A 12,825-nucleotide genomic window follows, 5' to 3' on the forward strand; every position below is an offset into this window, starting at 1 on the left:
CCCCTCCCGGGTGTCAAACTCTGGCGAGCGGCCTGTGGGCGCTGCCAGAATGATTTTGTCTATCATCTTCATTTTGGGCTACCATTGCGGCCCCGGTGCGTCTTTTGGCCGCACTCTTACATTATCATAATGACAAATTAACATAGTCTGAACATACGGCGCCTTATGATTGTTTTCTCCTCGTTACAAATTCGTCGCGGCGTGCGTGTCCTGCTGGATAACGCCACAGCCACCATTAACCCGGGCCAGAAAGTAGGCCTGGTGGGTAAAAACGGCTGCGGCAAATCAACGCTGCTGTCGCTATTGAAAAACGAGATCGGTGCCGACGGCGGCAGCTTCACGTTTCCCGGCACCTGGCAACTGGCATGGGTGAACCAGGAAACGCCAGCGCTGAATGAAGCGGCTATAGACTATGTAATCGATGGCGATCGCGAATACCGCCAGCTTGAAGCCGAACTGAACGCCGCCAACGAACGTAACGATGGTCACGCCATCGCCACCGTGCACGGAAAGCTCGACGCCATCGACGCGTGGACCATTCGCGCGCGCGCATCCAGTCTGCTGCACGGTCTGGGTTTCAGCAACGAGCAACTGGAGCGCCCGGTAAGCGACTTCTCCGGTGGCTGGCGTATGCGTTTAAACCTCGCGCAGGCGCTGATTTGCCGCTCCGACTTACTGCTGCTTGATGAACCGACCAACCACCTCGATCTCGATGCGGTGATCTGGCTGGAAAAATGGCTGAAAAGCTACCAGGGAACGCTGATCCTGATTTCCCACGACCGCGATTTCCTCGATCCGGTGGTGGACAAAATTCTGCATATTGAGCAGCAAAACCTGTTCGAATATACCGGCAACTACAGCTCGTTTGAGCGCCAGCGCGCCACACGCCTTGCTCAGCAGCAGGCCACTTACGAAAGCCAGCAGCAGCGCGTTGCCCATCTGCAAAGTTTTATCGACCGCTTCAAAGCGAAAGCCAGCAAGGCGAAGCAGGCACAAAGCCGTATCAAAATGCTTGAGCGTATGGAGCTGATTGCCCCGGCGCATGTTGATAACCCGTTCCACTTCAGCTTCCGCCCGCCGGAAAGTCTGCCTAACCCGCTATTAAAGATGGAAAAAGTGAGCGCCGGTTACGGCGATCGCACCATTCTGAACGCTATTAAGCTCAACCTGGTGCCGGGTTCGCGCATTGGCCTGCTGGGGCGTAACGGCGCAGGTAAATCCACGCTTATCAAACTGCTGGCCGGTGAACTGGCGGCGCAGAGCGGTGAAATCGGGCTGGCGAAAGGTATTAAGCTCGGTTACTTCGCCCAGCATCAACTGGAATTTTTACGCGCCGACGAGTCGCCGTTGCAGCACCTGGCGCGCCTCGCACCGCAGGAGCTGGAGCAGAAACTGCGCGATTACCTGGGCGGCTTTGGTTTCCAGGGCGATAAAGTCACGGAAATAACCGAACGCTTCTCCGGCGGGGAAAAAGCGCGTCTGGTGCTGGCATTGATCGTCTGGCAGCGTCCAAACCTGCTGCTGCTCGATGAACCGACCAACCACCTCGATCTCGATATGCGCCAGGCACTGACCGAAGCGCTGATTGAGTTTGAAGGCGCGTTAGTGGTCGTGTCGCATGACCGCCACCTGATTCGCTCCACCACAGACGATCTCTACCTGGTGCACGACGGCAAAGTAGAGCCGTTCGAAGGCGATCTGGAAGATTATCAGCAGTGGCTGAGCGACGTGCAAAAACAGGAGAGCCAGCCTGCGGATACGGTAAAAGAGAGCGCCAACAGCGCTCAGGCGCGCAAAGATCAGAAGCGCCGGGAAGCCGAGCTGCGCACGCAAACTCAGCCGCTGCGAAAAGAGATTGCCCGGCTGGAAAAAGAGATGGAAAAACTCAACGCTCAGCTTGCTCAGGCCGAAGAGAAACTCGGTGACAGCGGGCTTTACGATCAAAGCCGTAAAGCAGAGCTCACCGCCTGTCTGCAACAGCAGGCGGCGGCAAAATCGGGCCTCGAAGCGTGCGAGATGGCCTGGCTGGAAGCGCACGAGCAACTGGAAGCCATGTTGCAAGGGGAGTAACACGCAACAACGGCGGCGGGAGAGCTTATGAATCTGGATATCACCAACGACATTACGTTTCGCAAGCTGGGCATCTTCATGGCCTTTATGGAAAAAGGCAATATTGCGCGCGCCGCCGAAGCGCTCAATCTCAGCGGCGTGAGCGTACACCGTGCGCTGCACACGCTGGAAGAAAATGTCCGTTGCCCGCTGTTTGCCCACAAAGGCCGTAACCTCATCCCGCTGCCTGCCGCGTGGACGCTGCTGGAGTATTGCCAGGAAGTGACGCAGTTAATGGAGCGTGGGCTGGATGAGGCGCGTAAAACTGCCGGCGTTGGCCAGGGGCGGTTGCGCGTTGGCACGCTCTACTCCCTGACGCTGGAAACCGTACCGCGGCTGATAATGGGAATGAAATTGCGGCGTCCGGATCTGGAGATGGATCTGACGATGGGCTCAAACGAAGCGCTGTTGCAGATGCTTGAGGAAGGCAGGCTCGACGCGATTTTGATCTCCATTTCAGAAAGCGAAATCGACCGCAACAACCTCGAAGTTCTGCCGCTGTTTCATGACGACATCTTCCTTGCCGCACCGGCGAGCGCAACGCTTGAAACCGATACGCTGGCCGATCTGCGCGACTACCGCACGCAAAAATTTGTCTCGCTGGCCGAAGGCTTCGCCACCTATGCCGGTTTTCAGGAAGCGTTTCATATTGCCGGTTTTGAGCCGGAAATTGTCACCCGCGTCAATGACATCTTCTCTATGCTGAGCCTGGTGCAGGCGGGCGTCGGCTTTACGCTGATACCGGGAAGAATGAAGAAAGTCTACGAAGGATCAGTGCAAATGTTGCGCCTCGCCGAGCCGTATCAAATGCAGCAGTTGATCGCCATTGTCTTTTCCCGCAATCGCGAGCGCGATCCCAACTTGCTGGCGCTGGCGGCGGAAGGCCGCATGTACGCCCGCAGCCTGCAAGAAAACATTACGCCTGCATCCTGAGGCGATTCGCCAGATGTACCGCCACCTCCACACCGCTGCGCTCCAGCGAAATGCTTTCGCCGTTCCACGCGGCTTGCCGGGTCAGGCAGGTCAGAATACCGCCCGGCGGCATTTCAATTGCCAGCCGCGCGTCACGTTCATTAGCGGCAACGACCGCCTCCTGCCAGCGCACGGTGCGCGCCATGTTCCACGCCAGATCGTCAGCGATTTTCTCCGGCTGCCATAACACGCGCCCGGTGCTACCGCTTAAATAAGCGCACTGCGGGCGGCGGAGCGTCACATCTGCAAACGCCTGCGCCAGTTTTTCGGCGGGTTTTTCCAGCAATGCACAGTGGGAAGGTACGCTGACCGCGAGGCGCTGCGCCTTGCTGGCCCCTTTTGCTAATGCCCGTTGCGCCACCTGCGCCATCGCCTCATCGCTGCCGGCAATAACAATCTGCGTTTCGGCATTGAGATTAGCGATATAGGATCCGCTGCCTTCGATCAGCGTTTCCACCGTAGGCAACGTCAGCCCCATGATCGCCGTCAGCCCGTAACCATGCGGATACGCCTGTTCCATCAAATCACCACGCAAGGCCACCAGGCGCAGCGCATCCTGAAAATCGAGCGCGCCGGCCACGACCGCCGCCGGATACGCGCCAATCGACAGGCCGCTGGTGATATCCGCTTGCACGCCCCGCCGCTGTAATTCGCGCGCCCAGGCGACACCGGCAATCAGCAGCGCCAGTTGTACCGCGCGGGTATGCTTTAGCGATTCGGCGGTATCGAGGGTGTCGATCTCCGCGCCCAACAGGTCGCGGGCCTGGTCCATTTCACTGCCGGGAAGCGCTTGTAACATTCCCGGGCGTTGTGTCCCCTGCCCCGGAAAAGTAAAGATGATTTTCATGAATCCTCCCTTTGCCACGGATCGCTCACCATACGCGGCCCGTGGTTGGTTTTCAGCATCACCCGCCCGTCACGCAGCCACTCGGCTAAGGCAAAGCCGCCGTTCGGCGTTTCCACCTGGGTATCCGCCCGGCAAAGCCCGCCGCTAAGCTGCTGTTGCCAACGGGCCAGATCACGGGTGGAGAGCGGTTCCGGCGCGCGGATCAGCACGTCGAGATCGCTGGTCGCATGGATAACCGGAATGCCGGTCGCCAGCGCATAACCGCTGCTGCCGGTCACTCCCCACGTCCACGGCCAGCTAAACTGCGCCAGTTGCAGCGCCAGTTGTACCGGCGGCTGGGAGATAAACGGCGAACGCGGCAGTTCTTGCGGTGCGACCAGTTGTTCGGGTGAGACCACACGGATAACCTGTTCAGGCTTTACCCACCCCGCCGCGCGCTGGTCGCGGCGCAGGCCGCGCACGCCAACGGGGATGCGTCCGTTTTGGGCAACATCACGCCGCACCACCACCGGTAAACCGGCGTGCCAGATCTCTGCGACCCAGGGTTCGGTTACCCCTTCCAGCGCATCTTGTGCGCGAAGCCAGAGCAGATCGTGCGGGCGTAATGTTGCGGTCATGATTACATTCCTGAAGTCAGCGAGATAAACAGCGGCAGCGACAGGATACAGAGCACAGAGCTCAACAGCAGCACGGCTTCTGCATCCGGCGATTGCACGCCAAAGCGGTTACCAAATACCACACCGAAGAAACCTGCCGCCAGGGCAATCATCAGGATAGCGGTGATTGCCACCGAACCGTGCAGACCCAACACCAGCACAATCCCCCACGCAATCGCTGGTTGGATCAGCAGTTTGGTGATGGTGGCAGAAATAACCATGGTATTAATCGCCAGTTTTCGCGCCGAGAGGATCACACCGGTCAGGAACAGCGCCGCAGCCGTCGCAGCGAGACCAAGCGGTTTGATGGATGCCAGTACCAGTTCCGGCATTTTGATACCGATAGCGGAGAGCACCACGCCCAGCAGCGGCCCCCAGACAATCGGTTTTTTCACCGAGCGCCACATCAGTACCGGCAGCATGCCCAGCGTAGAACCGGTGTTGTCACCCGCGGCTCGCGCTTTTTCACGCTCAAGGATCAGTAAGCAGAACGGCGTCATCAGCACGGAACCACAGGCGATGGAAACTGCAACGGAGAGCGATGTCGACGGGCCTTCACCCAGCACGCTGCCCAGAATTGGCAGGCCGAGCGCGGCGTAGTTCGGCAGCGCGACAGTCAGCGTCAGTACGGCGGCATCCTGCGGCGATTTTTTGAAAACCGAGGTCGCCAGAAAATAGATGGCGGCATAGGTAATCCACATGGAGAGGGTCAGCACCAGAATCAGCGGTGACTGCGCGATGATCCCGGTCCACGGCGTCTGCACGGTAGCGCTAAACAGCGCAGCGGGCAGAGCAAAATCCATTACAAAGATATTCAGCAGGGAAACGTTTTTGTTGTCGACCATTTTGGCCTTTCCCGCCCAGAAACCCAGCAACATGATGACAAATATCGGTGCGAGGGCATGAACAATTACGTAAGTCATAAATCACCTGTAAGCCTTTAAAAGGAAAAGAAATAGCACTAGCGCGATGGTTATTATTTTCAGTAGCGCATGAGCGCGGCGTGCGCGCCCATGCGTTGCTATCTGGCAGGTTTCTTTTTACTTACCAGCTCGCTTTCATGCGTTCGCGCACAAGAGCGGAGCTGCGGCGGTTGTCGGCACCCAGACGGTTTTTCAACGTGGTGTCCTGACGAGCGTCGTTGATGGCCTGGTGTAAGGTGCTCTGCACCTGCGCCAGGTCGGCGTCTGACGGCGCGTCCGGGTTGCTGATGTTCAGCAGATCGGCAAGCAGCCCCAGTGTCGCGTAGTTACTGATGTCATAAGCCATCGGCGGAATGGTGGCCGCCAGTTTTTCCAGCGCTTCCACGGTACGCAAGGTAATGCGCGCCGCCGACTCTTTGCCCATGGCGTGGATCAGCACACCGGCATCGTTAAAGGCGATCAGGCGGTTCGCCTGGTAGCCGTGGGCCAGAAACGCCCCGGACATCGCTTTACCGACGATCAAACCAATCACCGGATGCCCCGCCAGCCGCGCATTGGCGTAAGCCGCAGCCGCACCGGCTAGCGCCTGGTGAATACCAAAGGCTTCTTCACGACGACCATAGGCCTGGCTTGGCACATCAATCACCGCAATGATTGGGCGCTTCACGCTGTTGTTGGCATCGGCGGCAATGGTTTCGCTCACCACTTTCGCCAGCGTCCAGCCCTCCAGCAGACCAACTTCACCTTTTGCCGCACGCGGATAATGGTTGTTGGCATCCGGCACCACGGCAATGAAACGCACCGCTTCGCCATTAACCTTGCCATCGGCTGCCTGTACAGACGGGCACAGCCCGCTCAGACGTGTTGCATTCGGCGCCAGTTTTTCCAGCCATAACGCGCCGCGGCTTACTGTCGTACTCATGCTTTCCCCTCCCCGGCAAACAACGCGCTGATCTGTTCGGCATCCGCTTGTTTGCGGGTGTCGAAGTGGGTCAGACGTTGCAGGTAATCGTCGTAGTTATCGGTGCGATGTTTGGCCGGTACGCCTTTGGCAATCGCCTCATTCATCGCCTGTTTCACCGCTTGGATGCCATCGCCGACCAGCGCATCCACCAGCCCGCTGCGATAACGCACATCGCCGCCGGTCATGCTCCAGATAAACGGACGGTCGCGGGAGTCGTACTCTTCAATCCCGGCTTCCTGTTCGATAACCTGCGGGCCGTTCAGACCAAGACGGGCTTCGCGCGTCACAATCAGGTAGCTACAGAGCGCAGCGGCGATAGACATCCCGCCGAAGCAGCCAACCGTACCGGCAACGATGCCGATAACCGGCGTGTAACGGCGCAGGTCAACAATCGCCGCGTGAATATCGGCAATCGCCGCCAACCCAAGGTTGGCTTCCTGCAAGCGCACGCCGCCGGTTTCGAGGCACAGCACCGCCTGAGTCGGGATGCCGTTACGGTTATCTTCCGCCGCCAGCTCAAGTGCCGCCGCCATTTTCGCGCCGGAAACTTCGCCCATGCTGCCGCCCTGGAACGCGCCTTCAATCGCCACCACAACCGCCGGCTGACCGTTGATGGTGCCTTTGGCGACCACCATGCCGTCATCGGCCTGCGGCACAATGCCCTGCGGGCCTAACCACGGCGAAATAATGCCTTCAAACGGATCCAGCAATTCGCGGTAGCTGCCATCATCAAGCAGTGCCTGTGCGCGCTGGCGCGCTTTGAGTTCGATAAAACTGCGATCGTCACGCATAGCTCACCTCTTCGAATACCTGTTCGATACGGATGCGCGCCACACCGGGCGTCGCGCCGAAATCGTGGATCACAAGCTGGCCCGCAGGCAGCGTGCTTACCAGACCGAGACGGTTGAACAACGCTTCCCAGCGTCCACGGCTGTTATCCACGGAGGTGGTGATCTCAATTGTCAGTGTTTGCCCCTGGTCGGCGGTGAATAACACCTCCATATCCCCGGAGCCCACAACGCCCGCCAGCGCTTTACCGCGTAATGCGCGGCCAGCAGGCACGGTTATCGTAATGTGTTCCATAACTTCCTCTTAATTCGCTAAATAAGGCGTGGTCATGCGATCGAGAAACAGTGTCGCCGCGAGTAAATCTGCCGCGCCGCCCGGCGACGCGTTCAGCGCCAGCATCCGCGCATCCAGTTCGGCTAACGCTTGCTGACCGGCCTTCGACGCAACGCCCCCGGCTTGCAGCACCGCGCTCGCGCCCTGGCGCATCGCATCCAGCCCCTCCAGACCCGCGCGGGAAAGCACGCAGGTATCGCTGAGCGAGGTCATGATGGCCATCAGCGCATCAAGCCTGGCCTGCGCTTCGTTGCTGCCGCGCTGGCGGCTGTGCTGCAACTGCGGCAGCGCCAGCTTGATGATGTGCGGAAAGCCTTGTTGCGCCTCCTCGCGCGCGCCCGGCACCCGGTAACGGTGCGTGGCGCGCAGCCCTTTGCTGAAGAGCTTCGGCGCTGCGTCATCCGGCAGTTGCGCCAGCTTCGCGGCCGTGGCGGCAATCGCCTGTGCCGGTGCGCTACCGCCCGACATGGCGACTGCGCTCACCAGCAGCCCCAATGCCCAGATCGCGCCGCGATGAGTATTCACGCCACCGGTGGCCGCCATCATCTGCTGCTCACCTTCCCGACCTAATCGCCCAATGGTTTGTCTGAGCGCCACATCCGCTGGCCGCCGCCAGCTTTGTTGCGCCAGCGCCTGAAACGTGGGGGTCAGGCTATGCGCGGAACGCTCCATCAGTTCGAGCGTTAAATCGTGATGCGCGCCGTTCCCCCGGCTGTCCACCAGACCGGGCTTCGGGCTTAATCGTGCTTCGTCAATCAGACACAGTGTGGCGGTTCGCGCCAACCATTCGGCACCGCCTTCAGCGTCAATCCGTGGCAGAAGTTTCATTACCAGCTCCGGAATTTCGCAGGTGGGTTGTACAGTCCGCCGGACCACTCCACCAGATCCGCTACGCTGCTGGCAGCCAGCAGTGAACGGGTGGCGTCTGTGCGGCGAATGCCCATATCTTCCGGGTAGACCACTTTGCTGCTCTGGCGAAGCTGGGCGACACGTTTGGCGTCAACGCCCAGACCGATATCGGTGATCCCCGCCACCGCCGCGACCATCGCCCGGCGCTCTTCAAGGCTTTCAGCGCGATAGAGATAAGCAATCCCCTCTTCGGTCAGCACGTGCGTCACGTCATCGCCATAAATCATTACCGGAGCCAGCGGCATGCCGGAGGTTTTCGCCACGTCCACGGCGTCGAGTTTTTCCACAAAGGTGGGTTTCGCACCGGCCTGGAAAGTTTCCACCATCTGCACCACCAGTTTTTTACCGCGCTGCATCGGGTCAGGTTCGGTGATCATGTTCAGCCAGGCCGGTGTTGCGTGGCGGCGACCGTGCGGGTCATGGCCCATATTTGGCGCACCACCAAAGCCCGAGAGACGACCGCGCGTCACGGTCGAGGAGTTTGCCAGGCCATCGACTTGTAACGTCGAGCCGATAAACATATCGACCGCGTACTGACCCGCTAACTGGCAGAACGCGCGGTTAGAACGCATGGAGCCGTCGGAACCGGTGAAGAACACGTCCGGGCGGGCACGGATGTACTCTTCCATCCCCAACTCGCCGCCGAAGCAGTGCACACTTTCCACCCAGCCGCTTTCAATCGCCGGGATCAGCGTCGGGTGCGGGTTCAGCGTCCAGTGTTTGCAGATTTTGCCTTTCAGGCCGAGCTGCTCACCGTAGGTCGGCAGCAGCAATTCAATCGCCGCGGTGTTAAAGCCGATACCGTGGTTGAGCGACTGCACCTGATGCTCGGCGTAGATGCCTTTGATCGCCATCATCGCCATCAGAATGTGTTCTTGCTTGATGAGGCGCGGGTCGCGGGTAAACAGCGGCTCGATAAAGAACGGTTTGTCGGCGACCACTACGTAGTCGATCCAGGAACCGGGGATATCAACACGCGGCAGGTCACATTCGTCATCCACCAACTCATTGACCTGGGCGATAACGATGCCGTCGCGGAAGGCGGCGGCTTCCACCAGCGCCGGGGTATCTTCCGTACTTGGGCCGGTGTAAAGGTTGCCTTTGCGGTCCGCTTTATAACCGGCAATCAGCGCCACATTCGGACACAGGTCAACGTACAGGCGGGAGTAAAGTTCGATGTAAGTATGGATCGCGCCGATTTCCAGCAGGCCATCTTCCAGCAGTTGCGAGATGCGCAGACTCTGGGTGCCGGAGAAGGAGAAATCCAGCTTGCGGGCAATGCCCTTTTCAAAAATATCCAGATGTTCGCTGCGCCCGACGCTCGGCATAATCATATGCAGGTCGTGGACTTTCTGCGGATTGACTTCGGCAAGTGTTCGCGAGAGGAAATCCGCCTGTTTTTGGTTGTTCCCTTCCAGCACCACACGGTCGCCCGGTGCAATCAGCTTTTCCAGCATGGCGACAAGGTCGCCGGTCGGCAGTACCTTGCCCTGCACGGGAATGGACGCCAGGCGGCGCTGTTTCTCGCTGCGCCGCGTGTTCCATACCTGTGCTGGCGTTTGCCCAGATAACATTATTAACCTCCTGATTCAGCTCATCATTTTGACTTGCTTAACACTGAGCTCAGTGTGCGCCGTGATGAGAAAGTCATCAATTAAGGAGGCGGCTAAATCATTAGCCTGAGAGTAATAATCAAAGGAAAGTAATTGTGATGTGCGTCAATTTCGACATCGAAAGAAAGGTTTATGGCGCTGGCGGTACGAGCGTACCGCCAGCTGAGGATTAACGCTGGTTCGCCAGGCGCTGGCGAATCTGTTCAAAATGTTCGGTCTGGTAGAGCTTGCCGTCGAGGAAGCGGGTTTTCAGCTCCCCGCCTTTTTCCTGCTCCCAGCTCTGCTCATCGTGCAGTTGCAGTTCGCCTTGCGCATCGCGATCCACGCGCAATAACCCGCGCGCCGAGCGTTTCAGACCGTTATCGGTTTTCGGCTCTTTGAAGATCATCCGCCCTTCACCGTTGACCGCGCCCCAGGTCGCTTTCATCGCAAAACCAAAGGTGTCACGGGTGTTGTACTGATAGGTAAACGAGCCGACGCCGAACACCACGTTAGAGCTGGCGAAGCCTTTGGCTTCCAGACGACGCAGGATCTCATTGGCGCGCGCCAGGGTAATGGAGTCGCCGTAAATCAGGCCGACATGCGGATCCAGCACTTTGTAGCCCTTCTCATTGACCGTGCCGCCAAAGATTTCCCACAGCACTTCGACCGAGCCTTTCTCCTCCGGGCTACGTTCTGCCCGCGTGTCATCATCCGCGCCTGTACCACAAAGGATCTCTACCGGATCACCGCTGTCCGGACGGAACACCACGCGCCCGTCACGGCCCAGAATGATCTGTTTCAGTTCGCGGGTATATTCCGTCAGTACACGCCAATAGTCCCAGGTATCGGAGACGATAGAAACAAATCCCTGCGGGTAGATGTCGGCAATCAGACGGCGGAACGTTTCGATTTCGTGGTCGTGTTCGCCCATGCACATCACGCTGTGCTCGGTCGCCGGAATGCTGGCACCAATAAAATACGCATCTCCATCGGTATAGTGATCGCGGGCATACAGTAGTGAGGGAATGCTGTCGGTGCCTTTAAAACTCAGTAAATGCCCCGCGCCCGCCTGCGCCGTATCATGCAGGCCAGCCATGCCGCGAAACGAGAAGTCGTGGCACTGGAAATCGAGGTGCGACAAATCCGTGCAGGTCTTTGCCGCCCATTGTTCGCAAATTTTCCGGTAGTGGTGCGCAATGGTGGCATTGGTGGAGGCTTTCCACAGCTCGGCGGAAAGCACCGTTTCCAGGTAGTTCACCAGCCAGAAAAACTCATCCTGGGTATTGGTAATGGTCAGAACCGGCACTTTCATCGGCACTTTGCTGCCTTCATCCAGCGATTTAATGTGCAGCGGCAGATAGCCCAAACGGTGCAGCGCGCGAATGTGATCGACCGCCACGGCGTCCCTGCCGAGATAGTTATCCATCACCTGCTTGTATTCGTTAACGACTTCCTCTTCCGGGCGGGCAAAAAAGCTGTCGTTGAACAGATCGACCATAAACCACTTCAGGAAACCCTGCAGACCAAAGAACACCAGCTTGCCGTCGGCTACCGGCGACTGGAAAAAGCGGTCGCTGCGCGGCGTGAAATTGGAGTAAACCTGCGTTGTCCCCTGCGGGTACTGCACGCGGTGTGAAACTTTGTAACCGTCGATAGCCAGAATCGGATTGATATTCATGATGTTGTCTCCCTCAGGCGCGAAAAATAGCGTCAATGTCGATCAGTTCAACTCGCGGATCCGCAAGCGCAGGCGAGGTGAAAGATGTGGTGGTGTAAATCGCGTCGATACCGTTATTGAGCAGGTTCTCAACCCCTTTGGAAAAGACACCGTGCGTGACATACAAGCTAACGCTGCGGGCGCCGGCATCGCGCAACACCTGGGCTGAACCAATAAATGTGCCGCCTGCATCGCAAAGGTCGTCAACAATCAGCACATCTTTTCCCGCCACATCACCAGCCACCAGCGCAAAGCCGGTCAGGTTTCCGGTGGCGACATCACGCTCTTTAGTGAGGATGGCGTACTCTTGCGCGCCACTGGCTTTTGCCACGTTATGGATTTTCTTCAGCGCACCGGCATCCGGCGCGACCAGCATCAGCTCGCCTTTGCCAATGGCGCGACGCAGGGTTTCGCTCTGCATTAAGCAGCTTTCCTGCGCAATAGCCACGCAGTTAGTGATGGCTGCGGCAGCGGCGTCGCTGTGCGGGTCGATTACAAAAACTTTGTTGAAATTGAGTGTGTTGAGGAAGTTGGCGAACACTTTCAGCGCGAAGCTGTCGCCGGGCACCATATGCCTGTCCTGACGCGCCCATGGCAACCACGCCAGCTCCAGATGGCTCACCGCGATATAAGCGGCGTGACGAACGGCGTCCACCAGTTGTGCCAGCAGCATAAAGTCGTTCATATCGCGCATCGCCGCAACACGCACCCGCATCTGCTGGCCGAATGAAGGAAGTTTACCGGTCACTTTGAGCCAGACAGCTCCGTCCGGAAAAACGCCATGGCTCAGTGCAACCTGCTCGTTATCAATGAATAATTCGATTCTGCTCGCCATCTTTCACCTCGACGCAATGATTAATGTCCCTTAGACACTTTTAATATTGTCCATAAGACACTTATGAGGCAAGTATTTTTTTGTGTATTCATAAATTAAATCGTTAACTCTTTGAAAATTAATCAGATAAAAGTTAACTTGCCGCACCAGGGCAGGCTGATAAACTTGTGGCGTGT

Annotated in this window: 12 protein-coding genes; 2 read left to right on the plus strand and 10 right to left on the minus strand. The window is 58.2% G+C overall.

Going from position 1 to position 12,825, the window contains the following annotated elements:
* The first annotated feature begins 165 nt into the window (after positions 1-165).
* Together H650_RS12205 and H650_RS12210 are read left to right on the plus strand one after the other, a co-directional pair.
* Positions 166-2,070 (plus strand): ABC transporter ATP-binding protein, encoded by a 1,905-nt coding sequence (locus tag H650_RS12205; protein ID WP_020455505.1) that lies wholly within the window; start codon positions 166-168, stop codon positions 2,068-2,070.
* 27 nt (positions 2,071-2,097) lie between these two features.
* Complete coding sequence (locus tag H650_RS12210; protein WP_020455506.1) at positions 2,098-3,042, plus strand: LysR family transcriptional regulator; 945 nt, start codon at positions 2,098-2,100, stop codon at positions 3,040-3,042.
* Here H650_RS12210 and mdcH read toward each other — a convergent pair.
* The 10 genes from mdcH to prs all read right to left on the minus strand — a co-directional run bounded on the left by mdcH (position 3,026) and on the right by prs (position 12,649).
* Positions 3,026-3,928: a malonate decarboxylase subunit epsilon gene (gene mdcH, locus H650_RS12215; RefSeq protein ID WP_020455507.1), complete on the minus strand. Its 903-nt coding sequence runs from the start codon at positions 3,926-3,928 to the stop codon at positions 3,026-3,028. The genes H650_RS12210 and mdcH overlap by 17 nt on opposite strands.
* Positions 3,925-4,545: a malonate decarboxylase holo-ACP synthase gene (locus H650_RS12220; RefSeq protein WP_020455508.1), complete on the minus strand. Its 621-nt coding sequence runs from the start codon at positions 4,543-4,545 to the stop codon at positions 3,925-3,927. The genes mdcH and H650_RS12220 overlap by 4 nt, the downstream gene beginning before the upstream one ends.
* Positions 4,546-4,547: 2 nt before the next feature.
* Positions 4,548-5,507, minus strand: a complete 960-nt coding sequence (locus tag H650_RS12225) for an AEC family transporter (protein WP_020455509.1) — start codon at positions 5,505-5,507, stop codon at positions 4,548-4,550.
* Positions 5,508-5,628: 121 nt separating this feature from the next.
* Positions 5,629-6,429: a biotin-independent malonate decarboxylase subunit gamma gene (gene mdcE / locus H650_RS12230; RefSeq protein WP_020455510.1), complete on the minus strand. Its 801-nt coding sequence runs from the start codon at positions 6,427-6,429 to the stop codon at positions 5,629-5,631.
* Positions 6,426-7,262 (minus strand): biotin-independent malonate decarboxylase subunit beta, encoded by an 837-nt coding sequence (locus tag H650_RS12235; protein ID WP_020455511.1) that lies wholly within the window; start codon positions 7,260-7,262, stop codon positions 6,426-6,428. Before H650_RS12235 ends, mdcE begins: the two co-directional genes overlap by 4 nt.
* On the minus strand, positions 7,255-7,554 hold the full coding sequence (gene mdcC / locus H650_RS12240; protein ID WP_020455512.1) for a malonate decarboxylase acyl carrier protein: 300 nt from the start codon (positions 7,552-7,554) through the stop codon (positions 7,255-7,257). The genes H650_RS12235 and mdcC overlap by 8 nt, the downstream gene beginning before the upstream one ends.
* Positions 7,555-7,563: 9 nt before the next feature.
* Positions 7,564-8,421, minus strand: a complete 858-nt coding sequence (locus tag H650_RS12245) for a triphosphoribosyl-dephospho-CoA synthase (RefSeq protein WP_020455513.1) — start codon at positions 8,419-8,421, stop codon at positions 7,564-7,566.
* Positions 8,421-10,076: a malonate decarboxylase subunit alpha gene (gene mdcA / locus H650_RS12250; protein ID WP_020455514.1), complete on the minus strand. Its 1,656-nt coding sequence runs from the start codon at positions 10,074-10,076 to the stop codon at positions 8,421-8,423. The genes H650_RS12245 and mdcA overlap by 1 nt, the downstream gene beginning before the upstream one ends.
* Before the next feature lie 208 nt (positions 10,077-10,284).
* Complete coding sequence (locus tag H650_RS12255; protein WP_020455515.1) at positions 10,285-11,775, minus strand: nicotinate phosphoribosyltransferase; 1,491 nt, start codon at positions 11,773-11,775, stop codon at positions 10,285-10,287.
* Positions 11,776-11,788: 13 nt separating this feature from the next.
* On the minus strand, positions 11,789-12,649 hold the full coding sequence (prs, locus tag H650_RS12260) for a ribose-phosphate diphosphokinase (RefSeq protein WP_020455516.1): 861 nt from the start codon (positions 12,647-12,649) through the stop codon (positions 11,789-11,791).
* Between the last annotated feature and the right edge of the window lie 176 nt (positions 12,650-12,825).

It is taken from the genome of Enterobacter sp. R4-368, assembly GCF_000410515.1.
Classification (GTDB): Bacteria; Pseudomonadota; Gammaproteobacteria; order Enterobacterales; family Enterobacteriaceae; genus Kosakonia.